The 26,987-nt window shown below is 34.6% G+C and carries 23 protein-coding genes; 20 read left to right on the forward strand and 3 right to left on the reverse strand.

What is annotated here, in order from left to right:
* The first annotated feature begins 1,010 nt into the window (after positions 1-1,010).
* The 11 genes from A5819_RS06470 (at position 1,011) to A5819_RS06520 (ending at position 14,240) form a co-directional block, all read left to right on the forward strand.
* A complete protein-coding gene (locus tag A5819_RS06470) occupies positions 1,011-2,129 on the forward strand; it encodes a site-specific integrase (RefSeq protein WP_086277706.1) in 1,119 nt (372 codons plus the stop codon).
* Between the two features lie 282 nt (positions 2,130-2,411).
* Positions 2,412-3,122 carry a DNA-binding response regulator gene (locus A5819_RS06475; RefSeq protein ID WP_176271373.1) on the forward strand — a complete coding sequence of 237 codons (711 nt, stop codon included), beginning with the start codon at positions 2,412-2,414 and terminating at the stop codon, positions 3,120-3,122.
* 252 nt (positions 3,123-3,374) lie between these two features.
* Positions 3,375-6,515 carry a pectate lyase-like adhesive domain-containing protein gene (locus A5819_RS06480; RefSeq protein ID WP_176271374.1) on the forward strand — a complete coding sequence of 1,047 codons (3,141 nt, stop codon included), beginning with the start codon at positions 3,375-3,377 and terminating at the stop codon, positions 6,513-6,515.
* A gap of 19 nt (positions 6,516-6,534) precedes the next feature.
* Positions 6,535-6,888, forward strand: coding sequence for an LPXTG cell wall anchor domain-containing protein (locus A5819_RS06485; RefSeq protein ID WP_086277713.1), 354 nt, complete (start codon positions 6,535-6,537; stop codon positions 6,886-6,888).
* 5 nt (positions 6,889-6,893) lie between these two features.
* The gene (locus A5819_RS06490) at positions 6,894-7,694 is read left to right on the forward strand and encodes a WxL domain-containing protein (protein WP_086277715.1); all 801 of its coding nucleotides are present in this window, start codon (positions 6,894-6,896) and stop codon (positions 7,692-7,694) included.
* Positions 7,695-7,723: 29 nt separating this feature from the next.
* Positions 7,724-8,491, forward strand: a complete 768-nt coding sequence (locus tag A5819_RS06495) for a WxL domain-containing protein (RefSeq protein ID WP_086277718.1) — start codon at positions 7,724-7,726, stop codon at positions 8,489-8,491.
* Between the two features lie 81 nt (positions 8,492-8,572).
* The gene (locus A5819_RS06500) at positions 8,573-9,664 is read left to right on the forward strand and encodes a DUF916 and DUF3324 domain-containing protein (protein WP_254907229.1); all 1,092 of its coding nucleotides are present in this window, start codon (positions 8,573-8,575) and stop codon (positions 9,662-9,664) included.
* A 21-nt stretch (positions 9,665-9,685) separates the two neighbouring features.
* A complete protein-coding gene (locus A5819_RS06505; RefSeq protein WP_086277720.1) occupies positions 9,686-10,351 on the forward strand; it encodes a hypothetical protein in 666 nt (221 codons plus the stop codon).
* Positions 10,352-10,481: 130 nt separating this feature from the next.
* Positions 10,482-11,024, forward strand: a complete 543-nt coding sequence (gene lepB / locus A5819_RS06510) for a signal peptidase I (RefSeq protein ID WP_254907230.1) — start codon at positions 10,482-10,484, stop codon at positions 11,022-11,024.
* Positions 11,025-11,143: 119 nt separating this feature from the next.
* Entirely contained in the window at positions 11,144-11,605 is a 462-nt protein-coding gene (lepB, locus tag A5819_RS06515; protein ID WP_176271375.1) for a signal peptidase I, read from the forward strand.
* A gap of 31 nt (positions 11,606-11,636) precedes the next feature.
* Positions 11,637-14,240 carry a YfhO family protein gene (locus A5819_RS06520; protein ID WP_086277726.1) on the forward strand — a complete coding sequence of 868 codons (2,604 nt, stop codon included), beginning with the start codon at positions 11,637-11,639 and terminating at the stop codon, positions 14,238-14,240.
* A 169-nt stretch (positions 14,241-14,409) separates the two neighbouring features.
* On the opposite strand, the gene A5819_RS06525 is transcribed toward A5819_RS06520, so the two are convergent.
* Positions 14,410-16,041, reverse strand: a complete 1,632-nt coding sequence (locus tag A5819_RS06525; protein ID WP_086277727.1) for an ABC-F family ATP-binding cassette domain-containing protein — start codon at positions 16,039-16,041, stop codon at positions 14,410-14,412.
* A 430-nt stretch (positions 16,042-16,471) separates the two neighbouring features.
* Between A5819_RS06525 and A5819_RS06530 the strand changes: the two genes are divergently transcribed.
* From A5819_RS06530 to A5819_RS06555, 6 genes are all read left to right on the forward strand, one after another.
* Entirely contained in the window at positions 16,472-19,369 is a 2,898-nt protein-coding gene (locus A5819_RS06530; RefSeq protein ID WP_086277729.1) for a sigma-54-dependent transcriptional regulator, read from the forward strand.
* Between the two features lie 250 nt (positions 19,370-19,619).
* Entirely contained in the window at positions 19,620-20,114 is a 495-nt protein-coding gene (locus A5819_RS06535; RefSeq protein ID WP_086277731.1) for a mannose/fructose/sorbose PTS transporter subunit IIB, read from the forward strand.
* Positions 20,115-20,395: 281 nt separating this feature from the next.
* Positions 20,396-21,394 carry a mannose/fructose/sorbose PTS transporter subunit IIA gene (locus A5819_RS06540; RefSeq protein WP_086277733.1) on the forward strand — a complete coding sequence of 333 codons (999 nt, stop codon included), beginning with the start codon at positions 20,396-20,398 and terminating at the stop codon, positions 21,392-21,394.
* A gap of 33 nt (positions 21,395-21,427) precedes the next feature.
* On the forward strand, positions 21,428-22,240 hold the full coding sequence (locus tag A5819_RS06545; protein ID WP_086277735.1) for a PTS mannose/fructose/sorbose transporter subunit IIC: 813 nt from the start codon (positions 21,428-21,430) through the stop codon (positions 22,238-22,240).
* A 21-nt stretch (positions 22,241-22,261) separates the two neighbouring features.
* Positions 22,262-23,173: a PTS system mannose/fructose/sorbose family transporter subunit IID gene (locus A5819_RS06550; RefSeq protein ID WP_086277737.1), complete on the forward strand. Its 912-nt coding sequence runs from the start codon at positions 22,262-22,264 to the stop codon at positions 23,171-23,173.
* Between the two features lie 131 nt (positions 23,174-23,304).
* Entirely contained in the window at positions 23,305-23,679 is a 375-nt protein-coding gene (locus A5819_RS06555) for a DUF956 family protein (RefSeq protein ID WP_086277739.1), read from the forward strand.
* 58 nt (positions 23,680-23,737) lie between these two features.
* Here the strand turns inward: A5819_RS06555 and A5819_RS06560 are convergent, their stop codons facing one another.
* Both A5819_RS06560 and A5819_RS06565 read right to left on the reverse strand, forming a co-directional pair.
* On the reverse strand, positions 23,738-24,529 hold the full coding sequence (locus tag A5819_RS06560; RefSeq protein ID WP_254907231.1) for a hypothetical protein: 792 nt from the start codon (positions 24,527-24,529) through the stop codon (positions 23,738-23,740).
* Between the two features lie 17 nt (positions 24,530-24,546).
* Positions 24,547-24,870: a PadR family transcriptional regulator gene (locus tag A5819_RS06565; RefSeq protein WP_086277743.1), complete on the reverse strand. Its 324-nt coding sequence runs from the start codon at positions 24,868-24,870 to the stop codon at positions 24,547-24,549.
* A 279-nt stretch (positions 24,871-25,149) separates the two neighbouring features.
* Between A5819_RS06565 and A5819_RS06570 the strand changes: the two genes are divergently transcribed.
* The 3 genes from A5819_RS06570 to A5819_RS06580 all read left to right on the forward strand — a co-directional run bounded on the left by A5819_RS06570 (position 25,150) and on the right by A5819_RS06580 (position 26,985).
* Complete coding sequence (locus A5819_RS06570) at positions 25,150-25,677, forward strand: HdeD family acid-resistance protein (protein WP_086277745.1); 528 nt, start codon at positions 25,150-25,152, stop codon at positions 25,675-25,677.
* A gap of 18 nt (positions 25,678-25,695) precedes the next feature.
* Positions 25,696-26,097 carry a hypothetical protein gene (locus A5819_RS06575; RefSeq protein ID WP_086277747.1) on the forward strand — a complete coding sequence of 134 codons (402 nt, stop codon included), beginning with the start codon at positions 25,696-25,698 and terminating at the stop codon, positions 26,095-26,097.
* A 105-nt stretch (positions 26,098-26,202) separates the two neighbouring features.
* Entirely contained in the window at positions 26,203-26,985 is a 783-nt protein-coding gene (locus tag A5819_RS06580; RefSeq protein WP_086277749.1) for an HNH endonuclease, read from the forward strand.
* Positions 26,986-26,987 lie beyond the last annotated feature (2 nt).

Below are 26,987 nucleotides of genomic sequence, written 5' to 3' on the forward strand. Positions count from 1 at the left end.
GTTAATTTAATTTGAATAATTCTTAAATAGTTTATTTTAAAAGGTTTATGTCAGTGAGAAATCACTGACTTTTTTTATGCAAAATAATAGAAAAACAACCTACTATTCTTTAGAATTAAGTCGACTAAAAATAATCATAAGGCGTTATTAAGATGTCTTATACAAAGCTTACCGAAAATTCTTTAGATATTTTAATCTAAGTTATTGTTTTTATCGAAAGTAATAAACAAAAAATGATTCAAAAGGAGCTATTTTGGCATTTTTAGTCTATTCTTTTAGTTCTTAAGATGGTTGGAAAGGAGCGAGAGGGAATTATCCATTGGAGCTTTATAAGTAGTTCGATTTTATTGAACTTTTGAAACTTGGTTGTATTTAAAGATGCTCGTTGTTTCTTGTCCCTTTTTATTTTATATCCAACTGATTGAAGTAAGGATGCTTGATTTACTACTTAAGAGGAAAATAAGTTGAAACTGTTCTTTTTTGTGTTCTTATCAGAATCCTATTTATATTATAGAAATTGTGTGAGTTACTAAAAAAATGTTTTCTCAACTATTTCTATACTGTCATTAGCATTAGGTGTAATAAAAAATGCTCTGGTATTCTCAAATTTCAATCAAAAAGCGTCTACAGGAGAAGACCGTTGGACGCTTTAACTATCATTATAATGTGTTCGATTTTTTTCCAATATTAGTTGATAAAGATTCTATGTGATTAGTGGAATATAACTAAGTAATGGATACTATTCTCATTTCTTATTTCTACGACAAATAAGAAATAAGAAAAAGTAAAAATTTGTGAAAAAAAAATTAAATTTATCTGTTTAATTAAATTCACATTTATGTTAACTGAGAAATCTCTCAAAGTCAATAATCATTTCTATCGAAAATTTCAAAAAAGTTTAAAAAAAAAGAGAAAAACTCAATGTTTTTGAATTTTTTCTTCAAAAGAATTGATTTTTCCTCTGATAAGCCGTCAAAAAAATTGTCAAGACAAGAAAGGATTAATCTAATATGGTCAAAAAAGGTGAAAATATTTATAAAAGAAAAGATGGACGTTGGGAAGGTAGATATATTAAACAACGGACACCAGATAAAAAAATAATTTATGGTTCTATATATGGCAAGCAATATTTAGAAGTGAAAGAAAAACTAACATTTATTAAAGCTAGATATCTCACCTCGAATTGTTCTGTTGCTAGCTATAATGAGACGTTTGAAGAATTCATTGGAAATTGGATGATGACCACTATGAGTTATGCTGTTAAACCTACAACATACTCGAATTATACTCGACTGATCAAACGTCACATCTTACCAAAATTAGGTGATATAAAAGTTCAAAAAATTACACAAGAAATTATTCAAGAATTTGTTTATCATCTTACTAAACAAAATTTTGCTTCTGGTACTATTAAAAATGTCTTTAATATTTTAAAGAAAGCATTAAATACAGCTGTTAAAAAGAGCTACTTACTCCAAAATCCATGTGATAACATTATACTCCCCAAAACTACAACCAAAAAAATAAATGCACTTACTTTAGAAGATCAGAGAAAAATTGAAAGGTTGGCGTTAGCAGAAGAAAAATGCTCTCCTGTATTTTTAGCATTGTATTCAGGTATGAGAATTGGAGAAATTAGTGGATTAAAATGGGAAGATATTGATTTTGATAAAAACTTAATTCACGTCAGACGAACAATCACCCGAATTACCAATGAAAGTACATCATTGAAAAAAACTAAAGTCGTTGCTGGGTCTCCAAAATCTGATCATTCTACCCGGGTAATTCCTATAGCAGAAAACCTCAGAAACTACTTGTTGGAAAAACAAAGATATTCACAAGGGATATATGTAATTTGCTGTAATGGTGGGTTAACAGAACCGAGGACGATAAATTACCGATTTAAAAAAGTGGTCAATGAACTAGAACTTTCGGACATTCGCTTTCATTCGCTACGACATACCTTCGCAACACGTTGCTTAGAGCAAGGGGTGGATATTGCTAGCTTAAGCCAAATATTAGGACATCATTCAATCAAGCTAACTCTAGATACCTATGCGGATTCATTATTGGAAAACCGGATAAGTGCAATTGCAACAATAGATAATTTATTTTTGAAAGTCCACTAAAAATTGTTTCGTTAATAACTCCGTCAAAGAAATGGTCAAAAAAAGTTCTGGATTATTTGGAACAGTAAACAAACAATCTATTTCTTATTTGTCGTAGAAATAAGAAATAGGCAGCAGTAAATCAAAAGGGTTGTTCAGATAATTCAAAAAGCACTCATAGTCTACATTATAGAGGAATTAATTTTTTTTAGCAGTATATTTAAGGTGTTAAGGACTCTAATAATAAGCCAGCTATGAGTGAATAATATGTCAATTCTTATCAGAAAGGGAGCGTTAAAAAAAATGTATAAAATAGGCTATGTATCGTTGCCGAAAGAAGATGAAAATCAAATAAAAATTTTTTTTGAAGACAATCAACTTTCATTGATAGACTTAAAGAAAGAGGATATTATGAGCCATTTAAATGAATTAGATGGTATTTTAATAAAAAAAAATGATGTCTTGAGCAATACAACAATATTTAGATTGCTGATTGAAATAAGAAAAAAAACGACTAAGTTTTTATGGATTCTTTCTGGAGTAAAAGAAAACAATGAGCGTTCTCTATTCCTTGAATTAGGGGCTAATATGGTATTTGACAATTCTAATAATTTAGATGAAGTTGCGTTGATTCTCTCAAATAGCTTATGTACTGTGAAAGGCAACAAGAGTGAACAAAATATTTTCAGCGAAAGCAGTCCGAAAAAGAAAAAAAATGAGACCTCTTTTAAATTAATACCTCAAAATCTTAGTGTGCTTTTGAACAACGAAGAAGAAATTTACTTAACGAAGCAAGAGTTTAAAACACTAGAGATACTTTACAGACATAGTAAAACAACGGTTACATATGAAGATATCCTAAAAGAAGTTTGGAAAACAACAAGCAATGAGAATTACAGAAAATATCGTATAAGTAACTTAATATTTCATTTACGTCGAAAGCTAGATGAACATACTGGAACACATACTTATATTAAAACAGTTCGTTCAAAAGGGTACATGTTGGATATCTAATAAAGGTAAACTATTTAACTGTCATGGCGGTCGAAATTGTAAGGACGAATAATTGTCTTTACAAAGATGATGACGGTGACAGATTAACGGCCAAAAGGCTATTCTTTCTTTGAACGAAAGTGATATTGCTAAACGAGAGAACGCACTCTATCGTTTTTCTCAAATAGTGATATTTCAGTAAAAGAGAAGAAATAGCTGGTACATTTTAAAGACGAATGTACAAATGAATATAAATGAGGGGAGATGAGAAAAATGAAAATCGGAAAAAAGTCTTGGTTAGTTTTTGGTATTTTCCTGTTTGCTTTAATGTCATTAGTTTTTTTATCAAAAGCTAATACATCAACTATAAAAGCAGAAGAAACATCCGTTAGCTCAGGGACTGTAGATATAAGCCAATACGATCCTGCTACAGTAAAAAACGTAGCAACATGGGAAGAGTTCATTAAGGCACTTGCAGACACAAGTATCGCCGGCATAAATATAACTTCAGGATTTGCAGTACCAGATAATCCAAGAGCGAATTTAACTAGTATTTTAACTGGTGGAACATCAAGCAATGCAAGTGGTACTTCCCAGTATGTTTATATGGGAGTAGCCAATATTGGTCGTAAAGTTGTGATTGAAGGAAACAATAACACAATTGATTTTGGTTCTATTGCCTTGTGCTTTTACAATACCACTGGAGCATGGGATTTTACTTGGCAAAATCTAAATGTATACCATGGGAATATTTATGGTTTTACAACATTAAATGATTTAAGTGTTGCGAATCAAAGAGCATCAAAGATGACCTACGCTAATTTAAAAGATGTAGGGAGTCAGATGATCCACTCACCTTATACAGATGTTGTGTTATCGGGAAATGAAGTAAGTACCTTACAGCAAACTTCATATACTTCTCCTTATAGAACAAACTGGCAAACAACTGACGAGATTCAAATCAATTTTATGATTACAAACTTAACAGTTGCAGAAAATACTACAGTTACTATGAGCACTCTTCGTGCAGGAAATATCCACTTATTATCTGGTGGTAGTCTGATCATGAAGAAAAATTCAACTATGAATGTCACTGCTGGACAAAATGATTTAACAGGTGAAGGTGATGCAAGTCAAACCAATCTTTTCATAGCTGGTGGTAATTTAAGCTTGGAAAATGGGGCTAATCTAAATTTAAATCCTAAGCCGAATTATGCTGCACTCTCTCTCTATCAGGCAAACAGCTCGGTTAATATTGGAGAAAATGCAAAAATTGCGGTTACGTCAAATGGGCATACAGACAATAGTAATGGATACAACAGGAATATCATTTATTTAGCAGCTTCCTCTTCATTGATGGTGGATAAAAAAGGTTCCTTAGATATTAAAGCAACAGGAATGGTAGCATCTAACTCTAACATTATTCATGTTAATGGAAATGCAAGTTTCACGGTCCAAAAGCAAGGAACATTTAATGTGATAAGTGATAGTACATCACAAGCACAAAATCTATTGTATTTTGGTTCAAATGGCTCTACTTTCCAATTCGCAGATGCACAACGAGTAAACCTACAAAGAACGGCTGCATTAGATGGTACTGCTACGACAAACGGGCTAATTAATATTGCTGGTAGTGGGGGTAAGCTAGATGTAGATATTCAAAAGGTGAGCATGTGGAATAGAAATAATTTCTCTGACACGCCTTCAAACAGTTGGACACCTATGTATGGCATGCAACTAAGTTATAACACGTATACGCCAACTATCAGTAGTGCATCGTCATTAACTCAGGCAAATATAGATAGTTTTAAATCAACGTTTACGACGAGAAATGTCCAAAGGGTACTTTATGAGTATATTCCTGATGTGAAAATAAGTATTTTAAGTAAGGCAACAGATAATGTGAATTCTACAGATTCAACGACAGTGTCAGGTACGACAAACCCTAATGCGTATGTAAGATTATCAGATACACCTGCAGCAACTGGTGTGGCAAATGTGTTCTTGCCATCTGAGAATACAGTAGTGAGTCCTGTTACAGCAAGTGCAGAATCAGCGTTTACAGATAATTTTACTGTTCGTGCGGATTCATCTGGTAATTATTCATATACTCTACCAGGTGGAAAACGTTTCTTAGCAGGAACGACAATCTCAGCTTATTCTTTCTTAGATGGTAAAACCGATACTGCAACTCAAGTTGTTTTAGATGTTACGCCACCTAAAGGAGATCCTAGAGATTATCATATTGGTAAAGGGGACGGGGTACCGGATCCAAGTGGGTTTGTTAAAAATCCAACTGATACTAATCCGGTTCCACAAAATTATACGTATAAATATGCACCAGAAACGCTTGCGGTAATAAATACACTAGCAGGTACTGTTGGCGAGCATGAGGTTAAAGTCATATTAATGGATAATGCATTAAATGAAACAGTGATAACCTCAAAACTCATTGTCCATGAGACAACAAATAGTATCGATGCACAAGACATCACTTTGGAAACAAAAGTAATTAAAGATATGACTGAAACCCAGTTAAAAGCACAAATTTTATCACAAAGTGGTGCTTCTGCACATAAAATCGTTGATGGTGTTTATACAGACTTAACGGACAAGGTTCAGGTAACAGATTTAGCTGGATTGACACCAAGTAAGACCAGTGGAACCTATCCAGTTGTTCTTACAGTGAAAGCAGCCGATTCTGGTTTGGCAACAGATATTACTAAAGTAGTTCAGGTTACTGTACATCTTTCGGAGCAAAATATTAACGTTCAGTTTCTTGACGAAGCAGGTAATGCATTGAATAATGTCGTTACCATAAAAGGGAATGTTGGTTCTACAATAGACTTAACGAAAGAAAAAACTGTAACGGATGCTATTGCTTCTGTCCTTGCAAAACGTTATGTATTGGAAAGTTCGGGTCGTCCAACTAATGAAACAGCAGTTCCAGTTGTCTCGGAAGAATCTACAGTTTCGTATACGTTTCAAGGAACATTATCCATATATTCAGGTCCAACAGAAATTAATTTCGGTAGTCATGAAGTTAGTTGGAAAGGAACAAAAGATAATAATCCAACCTACGATCAACCATTGGTGATTTGGGATAATAGGAATAATCTTGCAAACTGGAAATTATCGGTGAAACTTGAAGGAGAACTAAGTATTCCAAGCAGCCCAACGCATATTCTAAGTGGAGTATTAAGCTATCAAACAGCATCTGATAAGAAAGTACTATCAACAGACGCTCAAGATGTACTTCAAGCAAAACATGATGCATCAGGTCAATATGATGTTTCAACAAGAACTTGGGGACCTGATAAGCAAGGGCTGCGACTAGATGTTCCCTCAGGTGCAGTGAAACTGACTGGAGAGTATGAAACAACTTTGATCTGGCGAGTAGAAGAAGCATATTAAGCAATAGGGGGAGAAATAAATGAAGAAAATGTTAAAAAATCGTTTCTTATTTGTCTCTATATTCTGCTTAAGTTTATGCTTAGCTACTTTTTCACCAGCTTATGCTGAAGAAATAGGACAGATACAAACAAAGGCTGGTGTAGGATTTTATGAATCCAGTACCTCTAGCTCATCAAGTAGTAGTGATTCAACTACGACGTCTACTACAACATCTGGATCAGAGGTCATCACAAAGCCAAAGGGTAGATTGCCATCAACAGGTGAATTAGTTAGAGCAAGCTTGAGTATTAGTGGTGTGATTCTAATTATTTTGATCTTGATTCTATTTTTACGAAAGAAAAAAGAGAAAAAGTCAGCAAGAAAGGAGCGTTAATTTGAATGAAAAAACAACGTAGAGTTATCCTTATTGCTGCAATAATAGCTATTGGAATTGGCATTAATCCATCAACTGTTTCTGCAGAAGCAAAGACAGACTCAGGCAGCGGGACAGTGAAATTCACTGGCGAACATCCGAAAGAAGTTGTTGACCCTGAGAATCCCAGCAAACCTGTCAATCCAGGAACATCACCATCAACGGATGGTCCTTTAAGGTTTGATTTCGTTCCAAAACTAAATTTTTGGAGTAATGAAATCTCTGATAAAGATCAAACGTATTTTGCGAACGCGCAACTATTTCTTGATGGAACAGGTGCACGTGGAAATTTCGTCCAAATTTCTGACTATCGTGAAAATAAAAGCGGTTGGAGCTTGCAAGTTCGTCAAGAAACGCAATTGAGAAATGAAACTACTAAAAATAAAGAATTAAAAGGTGCAGTGATTTCTTTCGATCAATCTTGGACAAATTCGATCAATGACAGTACGTATGCACCTATTGTGTCAAAAGAAGTTATCCATATTAATAATATTGGTGAAACATATGATTTGGCACAAGCAAAAGCTGGTACAGGTGAGGGGACATGGGCAATCATCTTTGGTGCAACAATTGATAATGACCAAAAAAGAAAAGATACACTTAGTCCGAGAATTGATCCAAAAGGGCAACCAATTCTTGACCCTGAGTTCAACAATCAACCAGTTTATCAAAATAATGCAGTATCTTTAACCGTACCAGGTAAAATAAAAAAAGATCCGGTACAATATGAAACGGTGTTGACTTGGGTATTATCCGAGTTGCCATAAATTAAAACAAATCCTAGGAGGAAACAAAAATGAAATTAACACACAAATTATGCGGAGCAGCATTATTAACAGTAGTCGGTGTAGGTCTAGCTTTACCATCAGCAACAAAAGCAGACGGAGGAGATGCAAAAGTACACTCTTCAACAGGTAAAATAAAATTCACACAAGAGGGTACTGGAACAGATATTCCAACACCTCCTGAAACAGATGGACCTGAAATCACACAACCACCGGTAAACCCAGATAATGGACCTTTGAAAGTAATCACAATCGCACCTCTAGATTTCGGTACAAATGAAGTAACAACGCCAACAAGTAATGGATGGGAATATTATGCTAAAACATTCAAGGCAGCTGAAAAAGATAATGCATCAAACATTATAGAAATGCCTAACTTTGTAACGTTTAAAGATGAACGTGCAGATGATCTTGCAAACAAATATACAGTAACAGCGAAAGCAACGACTTTTACAAACACAGGCGGTAAAGAACTAAAAGCTGCAACAATCACTTACAACAATATCCGTTTAACTACTACAGGTGACCAAGGTCAAATCAATCCAACAGCGGCACCAACTACACAAACATTAGCAACAGACGGAACAACACCATCTACATTTGTAACGCAAAATGCTGATGATAAAGGTTTCGGTCGTTTTGATTTAGTATTTGGTAAAATCGCAGATGGAAACGCAGATAAATCTGTAAAATTAAGTATTCCAGCAGCAAATAATAAATTATCAACAACAAGTGAATATACATCAACAATCACTTGGACAATTGCTGACGCACGATAAAAAATAGTATAAAAGTAAGGTTGAACAGGATCATCAAGGATCATCGGTGATGATCCTGTTCCCTTTTAAAGAAGGACTGTGATGAGAATGAAAAAAATGTATTTAAATTGTATTACAATTATTTTATACATAGTAATTGCTTTGGTTATCACCCCTGCATCTGCTTTTGCCAATGAAGGTGATCAAAAAGCTGAAGGCAGTGGGTTTAGTTATAAAGTAATATATCCTGAAAACCAACATAATAAAGTGGGATACTTTGATTTGCGAATGAATCCTGGTCAAAAACAAACCGCAGTAATTCAATTAAGTAATAGTTCAGATAAAGAAGTTATCATTGATATTGGGTTAAATAGTACAAAAACAAATAGTAACGGTGTACTTGAAAATGGCCCCTCTAGCTTAGAAAAAGATGCATCATTGAAATATGATTTTGCAGATATTGTAAAGGGGAAAGAATCGGTTGTAGTACCGCCAAAACAGACAATTGATTACAATATTGAAATCACAATGCCCGATTCTTCATTTGATGGGGTAATTTCAGGCGGTATTTATATGATCGAGCGCAATCAGGAATCTGAAAAACAAGATGGGATGATCAAAAATAAATACGCCTATTTGATAGGCATGCTATTAACCGAAACAGATACAGAAATAAAACCAGATTTAACACTAAATAAGGTTTATGCAGATTTAAAAAATTATCGTAACTCTATTATTATCGATTTTTCTAATACAAAACCTGCTTATTTAGATGATATGACAGTAGATGTTCAAATAATGGGTGAAAAATCTGATGAGGTATTGTACGATACAAAACAAACGAAAATGCGCATGGCCCCTAACTCCAAAATAAAATTTCCTGTGTCAATGAATGGTGACAAAATGGAGCCAGGAAATTATCGTGCTCATATTTTAGTGACAGCAAAAACTGGCGAAAAGTGGGAATGGGAGCAAAAATTCACCATAACCAACGAAGAAGCAGATAAATTTAATCAAGAAGATGTAAGTTTACTACAAGAAAATCGTATTAATTGGCAATTAATTTTGATGATTATTTTTATTGTCTTGATACTAATTATAATAATCTATTTGATTGTTCGCACATTAAATAAGAAAAAAGAGAAAAAAAGGATTAAAAATAAAAAGAAAACAAATAAAATTAAGAAAAAATAATATTAATGGGGGGATAGAAAGATGCTTTTATTGGACTGGGTATTTATTGCAACATTATCAAGTGCTATCCTCTTTGCATTGTTTTCTTTATTCTGTTTCTTTCGCTTGTTTCAGATTCGCAAACAGTTAAATCAATTATCTCGTATAAGATCAAAAAATACTCGAAAACGGAAAAAAATTAGACGAAAAATAAAAAAAACAACTGTAAAGCTAAAAAAGCAAAGGCGTAATCTTTTAGTATTTTCTATTCTGGCAATTTGTTTGTGTGCAACAGCCTTTTATTCGCGATACTATCAAGCCACAAATTTAGGAGAACAAGATTCTGATGGGATTGTCCAAGGCTATTATTTACTAAATGAGACAGTTAATCAAATCAATCAGTTAAGTGAAAATAATAATTCTGAAAAAGTTGAAAACAATTTAAGAGAGCTAGCGGCAAAGTTATCAAGTTTTGGAATGCGTGGCGCTGACGGCAGGTTAACGTCAGAAGGACAACGATTATTATCAAGGTATTACAATCAAATGAAAGAGCTAGGTTTAAATTTAAACAATCAAAGCAGCGAAATGGTTGATAATCCAGAGAAACGTGAAGAGTACATTAGTGTGATACAGAAAACACAAGCCACTCAAAAGAAAATAATTGAATATTTCAAGGTAAATGAACAGGCATTACAGCAAAAAAAATAATTGGATGATGACTATGTCAAATAGAAATTATAAAAGAAAAAATAAGAAAAATGCTAGGATTAATCCTATTGCATCCAAGAGTAATAAAAAGAAATCAAAAAAGAAAAAAATGATGAAGAGAAAAAAAAGAATGATAGAGTTTTGGAAAGAAATTATCATAACGGTAATGATAGTGTCTATTCTCTTCGGAATTCTATCATTAACGGTTTTTACTTTGCCAAAAGTAGAAGGATATAGTATGACGCCTACATTGAACAACAATGATCGTTTTTTTGTTAATCGTTTAGGAAAAGTCCAACGCTTTAAACTTATTTTTTTTAAAATCCCAAATAGTCAAGAGACATCTATTAGACGTGTAATTGGTTTGCCTGGTGAAAGTATTCAATATAAAAATGATCAATTATTCATTAATCAGCAAGAAACAGTCGAACGCTTTTTACAAAAACAGTTAAATCATGCCAAACAAAATGAAGAACTAGTAACAGATGACTTTCAGTTACAACAGTTACCGAATGTAAAATACGATACTATTCCAAAAGATAAATACTTAGTCTTAGGAGATAATCGACAATACTCTACAGATTCGCGTTATTATGGCTTGATAGATGAGAAGGATATCATAGGTATTGTTGAGATGCGAATCTTACCTTTGCATCGACTAGCAAGTTTTTAGGTTAAAGGACATAAAGGAAAGGAAGAAGTCTTCTGAAGATAAAACGAAATCATTATTCAAGCTGCGAAGAGATACCGAACAAGCATTCTAAACTTACAATAAAGAATGCTTTATTTTTTTTGTGGGTTTGTCTTTGTTTAGTATTATTATTTAAAATTAATACGCATGTTGTAAACGGTTCTTCAATGATTCCGACTTTTACAGAAGGGGACCGTATTCTAATCGATAAAGGAAAAACACCTAAGCGGTATGAACTTGTTACGTTGGATCCATTAAAAAAACCGAAAGAGTCATATATAAAACGAGTGATCGGTATCCCAAATGATACAATTAAAATAGACAAAAACACTCTTTATTTAGAAACAGAGGATAATAAAATCGTTACAGTAACGCTTGATGCGTCCGTTGCGAATGAATTAAAAGGATTAGAAAAGATTCCAAAAAACAATTATTTCGTAATGGGAGATAATCGAAACCATTCAAATGATAGTCGTTCATTTGGACTGGTTTCGATTAAACAAATAGAAGGAGTAGCATTTTTTCGATATTATCCATTAAACCGTATAGGATTAATTCAATAAAATTACTAGTCAAAGTAGGTGAACGAGTATTATGGACAAATTAAAAAAGATCCAATCATTTCGTATAAACAAATATGCTCTAGCAAGTGTTGTTATCCCTATTCTAATTTTAAGCAGCGTCTATTTTTCAATAGGAATCTACCCTGGAAGTAAAATAAGTATACTAGCGAGTGATTCATTTGGCCAGTATTCCAACTTTTTTGCAAATTTTAATACAATGATGAAAAGTGATCAGAGTATTTTTTACACTTGGTCAGGTTCGTTAGGATTAAACTATTTATCGTTTATTAGTTATTATCTAGGTGGCATTTTTACACCGCTTGTTTATTTTTTTGATAATCAAAATATTCCAGACTTTGTTTATTTTCTAACATTGATTAAAGTAGGGGCTATAGGCTTATCTTTTTGGTTCTTCTCGTCTCGAACGTTTAATATTCCCAAATGGGGCAATCTGATGCTTAGTATTAGTTATGCTTTAATGGGATTTACTGTTGCTAATTCAGAAGTTATTATGTGGTTAGATGGCATACTTTACTTACCGCTAATAATTCTAGGAATCAATCGACTAATGGATTATCATCGTCCTAATTTATTATTTTTAAGCTATTTCTTCTTATTTATCTCTAATTTTTATATTGGTTTTATGGTTGGTGTTTACTCATTTCTCTATTTTTTAGTACGATTATTGACAAACAGAAAACACTATATAAAGAAAAGCATTAGTTATTTAGTTACTTCCCTACTTGCTGGTGGCGCATCACTGGTTGTCCTGTTACCAACAATGATTGATTTAAAAACAAATGGAGAAGCTTTAACAGAAATAACAAAGTTAAAGACTGCCGCAACAGGTCCATGGGATTTAGTAATAAAAAATATGATTGGTGTATATGATACAACGGGTTATGGCTCTATACCGTTTATTTATGTAGGACTTTTGCCAATTGTATTTTGTTTCTTTTTTTTCTTGAGCAAAAAAGTAACACGTTTAAATAAGCTATTTTATGGGATTTTATTATTGATTATTATCGCTAGTTTTTATTTTGAAAGGCTAAATTTATTTTGGCATGGTTTTCATGCACCCAATATGTTTCTTTTTCGATTTAGCTTTTTATTTTCTTTTACAATAATATTATTGGCAGGGTATGGTTGGTCAAAATATAAAAAAGAAGATTTTGAAAAAATTGTAAATATTATCATAGGATTACTAATAGTTTTTTCAATAGTTCGTGTTGTAACTGCGAAAGGTGAAAGATACGATTATTTAACGTATACGTCATTTATTTTAACATTGATCTTTTTAGCAAGCTATTTAGTATTATTTTTTTTGCATCATAAAGTAAAAGGGAAACTGACTATTTTGATTGGTCTTTTTGTAAGTGTATTCGTTCTGGAAATTGGGATCAATACGGTCTATATGGTGAGAGGGATTGATAATGACTGGGGATATCCAGACCGATCTTTATATGATAAAGATTATGTAGCAGTTCAGCAGCTAGTATCACAAACTGAAAAAGAAAATACTCAGTTCTATCGATTGGAGAACCTAACGGCACTTTCCAACAATGAAAGTTTTCGTTACGGATATAGTGGTATTGGGATGTTTTCGTCAATTAGAAACCGTCATTCATCTAATTATATGAACACATTAGGATTTCGTTCAGCAGGTACAAATTTACAAGTTTATTATCAGAATAATACGTTAATTCCAGATGCACTGATGGGTATAAAATATAATGTCTCAAACAAACCTTTATCCAAGGCAGGTTTTGAGAAAATTGGTGAATCGGGAAAGAACTATTTATATAAGAATCAAAATGCATTACCTATGGGGGTATTAACAGATGAAAGAGTGTACGAACAAGATATTTCTTCAGATCCAGAACAACTATTGTCAGTTCTTTCAGGTATAGACAATAAATTTTATGAGACACTCTCTCCCGAAATCGTTAAGATAGAGAATGCAAAGGTAACGAAAGAATCAAAATATGGAAAAGATATACTTGTTTTAAATACAAAAGAAAAAGAGAAACCAATTGAAATTGAATGGAAAATTAAAATAGATAAGGCATCACAAGTTTATATAGATTTATTACCTGCAAGTTATGAGAACTTAAGCCCATTGAGAGTAAAAATAAATACAGATAAACAACAATCAAACACACCCATGACCAAAACGGGGCAGTATTATTCTCTGGGAAATTATCAAAATGCACAAGAAATAACTGCAAAAGTAATTTTTGAACATACGGATCATTTAGAATTATTTGAACCAAAAGTATTAAGCTTAGATACAGGAAAATTTGTTGAAGCCACTAAAAAAGCACAAGAACAAGGTGTAGAATTTAAGGTATCTGGACGAAAAGCTACTGCTGAAGTGGTTACTGAGAATGAACGAGTGCTTTTTACAACAATTGCGGCTGATAAAGGTTGGAAAGCTAAAATTGACGGAAAAGAAGTGGCTATCCGTACAATCAATGATGGCGTATTGAGTATCCTTGTTCCTTCAGGAAAACATCAAATAGAATTTGAATATTTACCACAGGGATTTAAGTTGGGTATGATACTTTCAATTTGCTGTATAGTAGTGTTTGTTAGTTATTCATATTTGCTGTTTAGGAATAGCAGAAAGTGGTAGTCTCATTAGATAGTTTAGAAACTTCTATTTGATAATTATCTGGACAATAGATCCATTAAAAAAGATCATAGACTATGAAGTCATTCCAAAAAGGGAATCTTTTGGAACGACTTCAATAGTCTATGATCTTTTCTATTAACAATAAGTTATTGTTCTATTGATATTCCCCTTAATATTCACTAGAAAACAGTTCATCTAATTGTTTTTGAACGTCTTTATTTTCCAAAAACTCATCATAAGTTGTATCTGCACGGTCAACGACACCTTTATCGGATACAGCAATAATGCGGTTCGCTAATGTTTGAATAAATTGGTGGTCATGTGAAGCAAATAAAATTGCGCCAGTAAATGCCATTAATCCATCATTCAAAGCTGTAATTGATTCTAGATCCAAGTGATTGGTAGGATCATCTAAAACAAGAACATTTGATTTAGACAGCATCAATTTAGATAACATCACACGAACTTTTTCGCCCCCAGAAAGGACGTTAACTGATTTCAGTACGTCTTCTCCAGAGAATAACATTCTTCCTAAGAACCCACGTAAGAACGTATTGTCGTCTTCTTCTTTACTTGCAAATTGACGTAACCAATCTAAAATCGTTAGATCAGTATCAAAGTCTTTGCTGTTATCTTTTGGTAAGTATGCTTGCGTTGTTGTAACGCCCCAACGGACACTACCTGTATCAGGTGTAATTTCTCCCATGATCACTTTAAATAATGTTGTTGTAACGATATCATTATCAGCAATGAACGCTACTTTATCAACGTTATTTAAAGAGAAAGAAATATTGTCTAAAATTTTCTTGCCATCGATCGTTACAGAGACATTTTCCACGTGGAGTAAATCATTTCCGATTTCTCTATCTGGTGTAAAGCCAACGAATGGGTAACGGCGTGATGATGGTTGAATATCATCTAAGGTAATTTTATCTAACATCTTTTTACGAGAAGTTGCTTGTTTTGATTTCGATGCATTCGCACTGAAACGAGCGATAAAGTCTTGTAGCTCTTTGATTTGTTCTTCTTTTTTAGCGTTAGCATTTGATTGTAATTTCGCTGCTAATTGGCTTGACTCTAACCAAAAGTCGTAGTTACCAACATATAATTTGATTTTTCCGAAATCAAGATCGGCCATATGCGTACATACTTTATTTAAAAAGTGACGGTCATGGGAAACGACGATAACGGTATTTTCAAAGTTGATCAAAAATTCTTCTAACCAGTTGATTGAACGAGTATCCAAACCATTGGTCGGCTCATCTAGTAGTAAAACATCAGGTTTACCAAATAGTGATTGAGCAAGTAATACTTTGACTTTTTGACCCGCTGTCAATTCACTCATTTTTTGATCATGAAGACTTTCAGGGATATTCAATCCTTGTAGTAAAACAGCTGCTTCAGGTTCGGCTTCCCAACCATCTAACTCAGCAAATTCACCTTCAAGTTCAGCCGCTTTTATACCATCTTCATCAGTGAAATCTTCTTTCATGTAGACAGCATCTTTTTCTTTCATTACTTCATACAAACGTTTGTGACCCATAATAACTGTTTCTAGGACAGTATTGTCTTCAAAATCAAAATGATTTTGTTTCAAGATAGCTAAACGCTCATCAGGACCTAAAGCAACATTCCCAGTTGTTGGTTGGATATCACCAGATAAAATCTTTAAGAATGTTGATTTACCAGCGCCATTAGCACCAATTAAACCATAACAGTTACCAGGTGTGAATTTAATATTTACATCATCAAAAAGTTTGCGGTCAGAAAATAGCAAACTTACATCATTTACAGTAATCAATTGTTTTCCTCACTTCATATAGAATAGTTAAACCTCTCTGCATTATAGCGAGGAAACCCACATTTTTCAAGGAATTTCAGACTTTTTCAGAAATACCTTATAGTTTTTACCAAAATGAAGGGAATTTAAAAAAGAAGTGTTTCATGTGGAACATTCTAATAAAAGGTTATTAGTATACTTTTGAAACGATACACTGTATGATACACATAAAAATAGTGTATCGTTTATCGGTTACGCATAGATTGTTACGAGCTAACAATCACATTTATCCCTAAGAGGTAAAGTTCTAAGGATTGCCATGAAACACTATGAAAAAATTGAATAAATGGAGAGTAGTACCTATTCGTTGAAGTAATCGAGAAAACGATAAATTATGAATGAGGCAGTAGATGAACTCGCTACGTTTTAAAAAAAGAAAGGAGAGACCAATTTGAAGCGTATTGAACGAATTTACCTTTATGTAAAAGAACAGACTGAAAATTTAACACCTAGTGATGTTTCTTTAGGCGGCGGAGTAACGACAGGAGAAGTTTCAGAAACTTTAGATATCCAAAGAACTAATGCCAGCAAAGACTTGAATCAGCTTGTTCGAGAAGGGTTATTAGAGAAAACGGACGGGCGTCCAGTTAAATATGTCGATAAAGCGATTTTTAAATATCAGCCGTTGTCTAAACCTGTCATGAGTTATCGGGAAGATAGTTTAGTAAATGGTCAAAATACTACCGCAGAAGAGCTACATAAGCCAACGAAGAAATTTGCTGGAGATGATATTTTTAAAGGAATGATCGGCTCAACAGGAAGTATGCGAACGCCTGTTGAACAAGCGAAAGCAGCTATTCTCTATCCGCCAAAAGGGTTAAATTGTTTAATTACCGGGCCAACGGGATCAGGTAAAACCTATTTTGCCCATGCGATGTTTCAATTTGCGCTATTGAATCATGTGATCGATCCAGATAAAAAATTAGTTGTTTTTAACTGTGCTGATTATGCTCATAATCCTGAATTATTGATGTCTCACCTTTTTGGTTATGCTGAAGGCGCATTTACAGGTGCGACGAAGGCCAAAGAAGGGATCATTCATGAAGCAGACGGGAGTATTTTGTTTCTTGATGAAGTTCACCGTTTACCACCAGAAGGTCAGGAGATGGTCTTTTATTTTATGGATCATGGCACCTATTCAAGACTTGGTGAAACAGTCAAAAATCGTCATGCAGATGTACGGATCGTTTGTGCCACGACTGAAAATCCAACCTCATCTTTATTAAACACTTTTGTCCGAAGAATTCCGATTATTATTCAGTTACCAAATTTTATCGATCGTCCGGCAAAAGAGAAAATTGATTTGCTAAGAGTCATGATTTCAATGGAAGCTTCACGCATCCAGCGTAAAATTTCCTTATCCGAGGATGTAGTCAAAGCGTTGATCGGCAGTGTGTCTTATGGAAATGTTGGTCAGTTGAAATCGAATGTTCAGTTAGTAACAGCTAGAGGGTTTTTAAATCATATTGACCAAGATGAACTAGCAATCACGATCGATGAGCTGACAGACAGTATTAAAGATGGCATGATGCAACTGGCAAGTAATCGGGAAACCTTAGCTGAGCTCTCTAAGTATTTAGAACCGCAAATGATTGTAGCCCCAAATGAACCACTAGTTACGATTCAGTCAGATTCCTATGAATTACCGTATAATTTATACGAAATCATTGGAGATAAAGCAGCCTTATTAAAAGCGGATGGTTTAGAGCAAGAAGTGATTAATAACTTTATTACGACAGATATCAATGTCCATTTAAAATCCTTCTATAAAGATCATGGTTTTACTTTTGATACGGAGAACAAACTAGCAGAAATCGTAGATCAACGGATTATTGACGTTACCAAAGAAATTTATAATTTCGCTAAACAAAAACTAAATTATAATTTTCAGTCAAATTTTATTTATGCGATGAGCCTACACATTAGTTCGTTTTTAAAACGAATCCAAAATGGCGAAGAGCGTCAGCATCAATTAAATGAAAATATCAGAAATATGGTGTTGGATTATCCAGTAGAATTTGAAACAGCCCAAGAAATCAAAAGAATCATTGAAATCAATTACCAAATGAAGATCCCAGAATTTGAAACCTATTATTTAGCAGTTCTCTTGATTTCACTGAGGGAAAACAAAGATGCAGGACGAATTGGGATCGTGGTTGCAGCACATGGAAAAAGTACCGCGACAAGTATGGTGCAAGTTGTATCACAATTGTTGAATGTTGATAACTTAAGGGCAGTTGACATGCCTTTAGAAATGCAGCCCAAAGAAGCGCTGCGTCAAATTGTCAATGTAGTGAAAGAAGTCAATGAAGACAGCGGTGTGATTCTTTTAGTCGATATGGGCTCACTTGCTACTTTTTCAGATGAAATCACACGGCAAACAGGCATCGACGTTCGTACGGTGGATATGGTCACGACCCCAATCGTTTTAGAAACTGCAAGAAAAACAACATTGATCGATACACAGTTAGACACACTATATGATTCATTGAAAAACTTCCAAGGTTATGCGGAGATCCACCAAGAAAGAGAGCTGGATCCGTTAGCGCCTTGGAAAAAACGCGTGATCATTGCGATCTGTGCTTCTGGTGAGGGGACAGCCAAACGGATGAAAGAAATGATCGAAGCCGCTGTGCCACCACAGTTAGGCCTAGAATTAGAAGTATTACCGTTGTCTATTATAGATATGCAAGAGCAACTTGTTGCGATTCAAGAAGAATATCGCGTTATTGCGGCAACAGGAATCACTGATCCTAAAATCGCTGCACCGTTTATCCCAATGGAAACATTTTTCTCAGGTGAAGCTGAATCTGTGATCAATCAGTTATTGATGGATAGTGAGATTTATGTGGAAGCTCAAAAAATGGACGAATCAGTTGCCCGAAAAATCTGTATGGATTATATGGAAGAAAGTTTTACTTTTATCAATCCTAAAAAAATCATCAATCCATTATGGGAGTTTGCAGATATCATCCGAACAAAATTAGATTTGCAGTTGGATTATTCCTTTTATGTGAATTTAGTCATGCATTTAGCTGGAATGCTCGAAAGAGTGCTACAGCATGATACATTATCACTTACTCAAGAAGAATTAGATCAAATTACATCTGAGCCTAGCTATGACGTGGTGATGAAAGCGGCACTATATCTTAAACAACTATTCCAATTAGAATTACCAATGGAAGAAATTTATTATATTATTCAACTGATTAAAAATACACAGTTGAATCAAATAGAAAATACAGAGGATACACTAGGGGCGATACACCAAGGAGATACACTGTTTTAGTGTATCTTCTTGGTGTATTTTCTTAAATAATCCCTTAGTTTTTCCTTTTGATGTACAATACACTAATTTTGGCACGAAACTTGCTTTAAATAAGTCGACGGATGAAATCTGGTCGTTACGTAAGCATTTTTGAATACTTTAGCTAATTTTGCTAGTCGTTATTTTGGCAATAAATGTCAGAGCATAGTATTTTATTAATAAAGTATTAAGAATGTGCTAAAGGAACTAATGAAATGAAGGAGAGCAAGACATGATGGATATTCGTTTAGTGCGGATCGATGATCGTTTGATCCACGGACAAGTAGCGACTGTCTGGACTAAAAGCACCAATGTAAACCGAATCTTAGTCATTAGTGATGCCGTTGCTCATGATACGCTGAGAAAAGCGTTATTAGTACAAGCGGCTCCACCCGGTGTAAAAGTAAATGTTATTACGGTCGATAAAATGATCGAGGCTTTTGCAGATGCGCGTTTTGATAATTTAAAAGTAATGCTGTTGTTCACAAATCCTGAAGATGTCAAACGTATAGTTGAAGGGAATGTAGTCTTTAACTCTGTCAATATTGGTGGTATGAGTTTTACAAGTGGAAAACGAATGATCACAAATGCTGTTGCGGTCAATAAAGAAGATATCGCAGCATTTAAGTATTTGCATGATCAAGGGATTAAATTGGAAATCCGCAAAGTCGTTGCAGATAACCAAGTGGATATGATGGAATTGCTGAAAAAAGAACAGTTAGTATGAGTCTTTTTTCAGATTCTATATAAATGGCGTGACAGACTGACTCGATGTTCATTATCGTAACTTATGCATAGAATTGGAAGGAGTGATCCGATCGATCGAATGTTGACGTAGTATCGTTGAGTAATAGTGGTCAGCGAAAATCATCTGACAGATTGCAAGAAGTAATTGAAGACACAAATTGAGTAACGCATTTTTTCTTTTTTATATTTTCTATTCAGTGTTTTCATCTGTTGGTGATTTAGTGATAAGTAGTTTGAAAAAAATATAGGAGGTATCAAATTATGGTAGGAATTATTATTGCTAGCCATGGGGAGTTTGCTCAAGGCATTTTACAATCCGGTTCCATGATTTTTGGCGAACAGGAAAAAGTACAAGCAGTTGTATTGATGCCTAGCGAAGGCCCAGATGATTTAAAAGCCAAATTAAAAGCAGCAATCGCAACGTTTGATGAAGAAGATGAAGTATTGTTCTTAGTCGATTTATGGGGAGGAACACCGTTTAACCAAGCAAACAGTCTGTTTGAAGAACATAAAGACAAATGGGCGATTGTCAGCGGTTTGAACTTGCCAATGTTGATTGAAGCATATGCGTCTCGTTTTTCAATGAATTCTGCTCAAGAAATCGCAACACATATTCTTGAAACAGCTAAAGAAGGCGTAAGAATCAAACCTGAAGAGTTAGAACCTGCTGAAGCACCAAAAGCTGCTGTGGAAGATACTCAGCCAAAAGGTGCATTGCCTGAAGGTACAGTAGTAGGCGATGGCAAAATCAAATTTGTTTTAGCACGTGTCGATTCTCGTTTGTTACATGGACAAGTAGCGACAGCTTGGACAAAATCGGTTTTACCAAACCGCATTATTGTTGTTTCAGATGCTGTTTCTAAAGATGATCTTCGTAAAAAATTGATTGAACAAGCGGCTCCTCCAGGAGTAAAAGCCAATGTTATTCCAATCAGTAAAATGATTGAAATTTCAAAAGACCCACGTTTTGGGAATACAAAAGCATTATTGCTGTTTGAAAACCCAGAAGATGTGGTAAAAGTAGTTGAAGCAGGTGTAGATATCAAAGAAGTAAATGTTGGTTCTATGGCACATTCAGTCGGTAAAGTCGTAGTAAGTAAAGTATTATCAATGGGACAAGAAGATGTTGAAGCTTTTGAAAAATTGGAAGATTTAGGCGTTAAGTTTGACGTTCGTAAAGTTCCAAATGATTCTAGCGCTAACATGGATGAAATCCTGAAAAAAGCAAAACATGAGTTAGCAGAAGCAAAATCAAAATAACTTAAAAATTCAAATGAAAATAGGAGGCTTATCATGTCTATTATAACAATTATTTTAGTAATTTTAGTTGCCTTTCTAGCTGGTATGGAAGGAATTCTAGATGAATTCCAATTTCACCAACCGTTAGTGGCGTGTACCTTGATCGGTTTAGTAACAGGTAACTTGGAAGCCGGGATCGTTCTTGGCGGAACTTTGCAAATGATCGCACTTGGTTGGGCGAACATCGGAGCCGCAGTAGCACCGGATGCGGCCTTAGCATCTGTTGCATCAGCAATTATTTTAGTATTAGGCGGACAAGGTGTTAAAGGTGTTCCTTCAGCAATCGCGATTGCTGTACCTCTTGCAGTAGCTGGTCTTTTCTTAACAATGATCGTTCGTACACTTGCTGTACCGATCGTGCACATGATGGATGCGGCCGCTGAAAAAGGCGATATCAGAAAAATTGAAATGTTACACATTTTAGCAGTATGTATGCAAGGGATTCGTATTGCGATTCCAGCAGCAGCTCTTTTATTCATTCCAGCAGAAACCGTTCAATCAGCATTAGAATCAATGCCAGCATGGTTGACAGAAGGTATGGCTATCGGTGGTGGTATGGTTGTGGCTGTAGGTTATGCATTAGTAATCAACATGATGGCAACCAAAGAAGTATGGCCATTCTTTATCATTGGTTTCGTTGTAGCGGCAATTTCTCAATTAACATTGATCGCACTTGGAGCCTTAGGCGTAGCGTTAGCATTGATCTACTTGAACCTTTCAAAAATGGGTGGTTCTTCAAATGGCAACGGCAACGGCGGCGGAGGCAATACTGGTGATCCGCTGGGCGATATCTTAAACGACTATTAAATTAAGAGGAGGAGAAGAGACATGGCAGAAAAAATTAAATTAACGAAAAAAGATCGTTTAGCCGTTGCATGGCGCTCTACATTTATCCAAGGTTCTTGGAACTATGAACGTATGCAAAATGGTGGTTGGGCATTCTCAATGATCCCAGCGATCAAAAAATTATATAAAACAAAAGAAGATCGTTCATCTGCACTAAAACGTCACTTAGAGTTCTTTAACACTCACCCATATATTGCTTCACCAATTCTAGGTGTAACGTTAGCGCTAGAAGAAGAACGTGCCAATGGCGCACCTGTTGATGACGTAGCGATTCAAGGTGTTAAAATTGGGATGATGGGACCTTTAGCAGGTGTCGGTGACCCAGTATTCTGGTTTACGATCCGTCCAATGTTAGGTGCCTTAGGTGCTTCCCTTGCAATTGGCGGAAACATTCTTGGACCAATCATTTTCTTCTTAGCTTGGAATATTATCCGTTGGTCATTTATGTGGTATACACAAGAATTCGGTTATAAAGCAGGTTCTAAAATCACAGAAGACCTTTCAGGCGGTTTACTACAAGACGTCACTAAAGGAGCTTCGATCCTCGGGATGTTCGTACTGGCAGCCTTGGTACAGCGGTGGGTATCGATCAAGTTTATTCCAATCGTTTCTACAGTTAAGTTAGATAAAGGTGCATATGTTGAATGGGACAAACTACCCATCAATGGCGAAGGTCTACAAAAAGCATTTGAAGAAGTTGGCTCAGGTAAAGCTCTTTCTGCAATGAAAGTCACAACATTGCAAAACAACTTGGATCAATTGATTCCTGGACTAGCAGCGTTACTACTTACATTCTTCTGTATGTGGTTATTGAAGAAAAAAGTATCACCAATCGTTATTATTCTTGGCTTATTCGTAGTCGGCGTAGCTGGCCACGTAATCGGATTATTATAATCTGTCTATGAGTTTTATGCTTGGGGTAAAGCCATTCGGTTTTGTCCCAAGTTTCATTTACATAGCTTAATCGTTTAAAAACACATATAATGATAAGTAACATCAATCACTGAGGAAATGGAGCAGATAAAATGGTTCAATCACTGAATACACAAGTAGATTTCATAACAGATGCCACCGCTTTTACTGGCCTTACAGATTATGGAAAAATTATGATCGGCGACAAAGGCTTTGAATTTTACAATTCACGTGATAGCCGTAAATTTGTCCAAATTCCATGGGAAGAAGTTGATTATGTGATTGCTTCAGTCATGTTTAAAGGAAAATGGATTCCACGTTATGCGATCCAAACCAAGAAAAATGGCACATTTACGTTCTCTTCTAAACAGCCTAAAAAAGTACTTAGAGAAATACAGGAGTATGTAGCACCAGATCATATGGTGCAGTCTTTAGGATTTTTCGATGTAATCAAACGAGCTTTTCGCTCAATTGGCAAGAAAAAATAAAATAGCCTAATTCAAAACTTGTTTGTTTTGAGTTAGGCTGTTTTTTTTTTAGCTGGAGCTAGCTTTGTTTCTCTTGTGTATAAAATTGAATAGCAGGCAGGACAAATAGTAGCAGTAGAAGCAGTGTTGAGAAGATAGCTTTGCTACCTAATGATAATGTAGCAGGGTTTACTACTCCTATTAGAACAGTAAATTCTAAAATAGCTAGAATCACAGTAGGGATGATTTCAAAGAAGCTACTTTTTTCTAAGTAATATCCGACTAAAATAATGCCAGATAAAATCAAGAGGATCAAAGCAAAGGTTTGATGTGAAAGGATGATTGTTTGTCCGATACCGTTTAATCTAGCATCAATGATGGGGACTAAAAAAGTCGCTAACCAACAAATAAAAGCAAGTAGAGCAAAAAAATAGCTAGTCTTTTTGGAAAAGCTGTAGTATTTCACCATGGCAAGGATGAAAAAAATGGCCGCAACAGACAATAAAATTGGCAGACCCGTTTTAAAGAAACTAATCGCTATTACAGGCTCTAGAAGAATAGTAATTAAATTAAACTGTAGAAGCAAAACAAAGATCAGCAGAACAAATTTTATTAAAGATCTTCCAGAGCTACTTGGTAGTTCTGCTAAAATATTGTCACTGATTTCTTGCGGATTTTTTCCGAAAAATTCTTTGGCAGAAGTCCCATTTTTTTGTGCATCCAAAATATCTTGCAAGATTTCTAAGAGAATTTCCTCTGTTTGTTGTTCATCTTTATTCACGTTTACGCGGATATAAACAAGAATCTCTTCATAGTATTTCTTGTTTTCTGGATTAAGTTGCTTTCTTAATTCATTATTTTGTTTGATCATAGCTTTTGTTTTCATGTTCAGCCCTCATTTTCCATAATGTGATTTACTCCTGTTGAAATCAGTGACCATTGCTTTTCAAATTGAAGAAGATAGGTTTCCCCAGCTGGTGTTAAAGAATAATATTTTCGTTTGGGTCCATCAGTTGAGGGGCGCATTTCCCCAACGATCAAGTGTTGTTTTTGTAGTTTTAGTAAGACTGGATAAATACTTCCTTCACTGACCATATTTAAACCGTACTCTGATAAAAGAGTGATCATTTCGTAGCCGTAAACGGTCTTTTTTTGAATGATTTTTAAGATGCAGCCCTCAAGTAATCCTTTTAGCATTTGCGTTGCATCCAACTGAATTCCTCCTTTAAGGTTAGTATCTTGTAATACAATATACCAAAAAGCTACTATGTTGTAAAGTAACATAGTGGCTTTTTAGGAAAAAGTTTGTTTAGAAATGTTTGACAGCGAGGACAAAGTAAAATCGATTGAGCAGAAATGGCAAATAGTTAAGTTGAAAGTCTGTTCGATTCGTATACAAACTTAACCTAGAGGACTTTATTTTTGACTAGACCAATATTTAGGAGTACCATAAATTTGTAGGGGAAAATAAGACAAAAGGAAGTGGATATTATGAATGAAACAAGTAGAAAAGGAATAGACTGGGGTTCTTTGATTCTAGGAATTCTGTTTGTTTTAACAGCGTTATTATCATTTCAAGATCCAGCTGGAAACTTGATTGCTATCGTGTTGGTTTTCGCTATATTTGCGATTTTAAAAGGGATTTTTGAAATTTTCGCTCGTAACAGATTAAAAGAATTAACTGGCTACAAAGCCTATGCACCAATTATTTTAGGTGTGATCGATGTTATTATCGGGGTGTACTTTTTATTTAATTTAAATATCGGTGTTGCAGCTTTACCATTTATTTTTGCAATTTGGTTTATTTTTGATTCTGTATTTGGTTTATTTACGTTAGACTTGGCCAAAGCAGTTAGTCCTGGCTATTTCTGGTTCACTTTAATTGTTGATATTTTGGGCATCATTTTAGGGATCATGCTATTGATGAACCCATTATCTTCAGCACTAACATTAAGTTTTCTAGTTGGATTTTATTTTATGCTTTTTGGTATCACGCATATCGTTTACGCATTTAGATAAGACAAGGAGGAATAAGTTATGACAAATTATGCAGAAAAAGAAGTAAAATTAGTAGAAAAAATCGGGAAAGAAATGGATAAGTTGGACGTTACTCTTGGGAAAATGGAAGATACGGACAGCAAAATCAAACATTTTTTTGAACAAGAAAAAGCCCTTCATGAAGTAAAATCAATTATCCGTAAAGAAAATAAAATTGAAAAAGAAGAACAAAAAGCACAGGATAAAGCAGTTGAAGATGCTGAAAATTGGCTCGATGATCAAGAATCATTGGTATATAAAATCAATGATGAAATCGATAAGCTAGATACAACATTAGGCAAAATCGATAGTGATGAAAATAAAGTAAAAAGCTATTTAGAACAAAAAAAGGCAATTCATGAAATTAAAAAAATTGTTAAGAAAACAGAAGAATTAGGATAATCTCTGATTTTTAAGCGAAAGTAGAGGATGGGTTGTTCAACCCATCCTCTACTTTTTTAGTGTAAAAATACGGTATAATAGAAAAAAACACGAAGGAATGACCATATGAACTACCACCGTTTTAAACTACCAGAAGCCTACTGCCCGAAATGTTCAAGGAAAGTCGAATTACTTTTTTCAGAAGAAACTTCAGCATTACCACAGTTTTATATCTGTTTTAAATGTAAGACCATTGGACAATTCGGTTTAGGTGAATTATCTGCTAATGAATTTCCAGCTTTTTCTACTGAAAGAAAAAAAGAAATCAAAGAAATTATTGAAGAAATTCCAGATAAATATAAGTATAAAGCGCAGGGGAGTCAACTGCGTCTTGAAGAGAAGTCAGATACCTACACAAGACGTTGGCTTAGTCTTTATGAATATGAGAAAGCCTTTGGTGAAGAGCTAGGGTTTGAAACGATTGATTTTAGAGAAGATAAGCGTTTGTGTAAATGGTGTAATCAACCATTAGAAGGTCGACGCAGATCATTTTGTTCGGATCGTTGTAGCCGAAACTACGGTAAAGCGACATTTTTCAAGCGGGGAATTTCCACATTACCATATAGGATTGCTAGTAGAGATCGATTTTACTGTCGGATAACAGGGGAAGATTTGGCGATCACAAATCGTTTTGGTGTCAGAATTCCCGCTAGTAATCAGCAATTAGAAATCCACCACTTGATTTTTGTATCTAACGGTGGTAGTGATCATGAAACGAATCTTTTAACTGTCTCTAAACAAGTTCATAAAGAGTATCACAAAGGTGAAATAAACACAGTTCAGGCAGTTGAAAAAATCAAAGCGGAGCAATTGCTACGACATAGCGATAAAATGTATACAAAAAAATAGAA

Origin of the sequence: Enterococcus sp. 7E2_DIV0204 (assembly GCF_002140855.1) — a bacterium.
GTDB lineage: Bacteria > Bacillota > Bacilli > Lactobacillales > Enterococcaceae > Enterococcus_L > Enterococcus_L lemimoniae.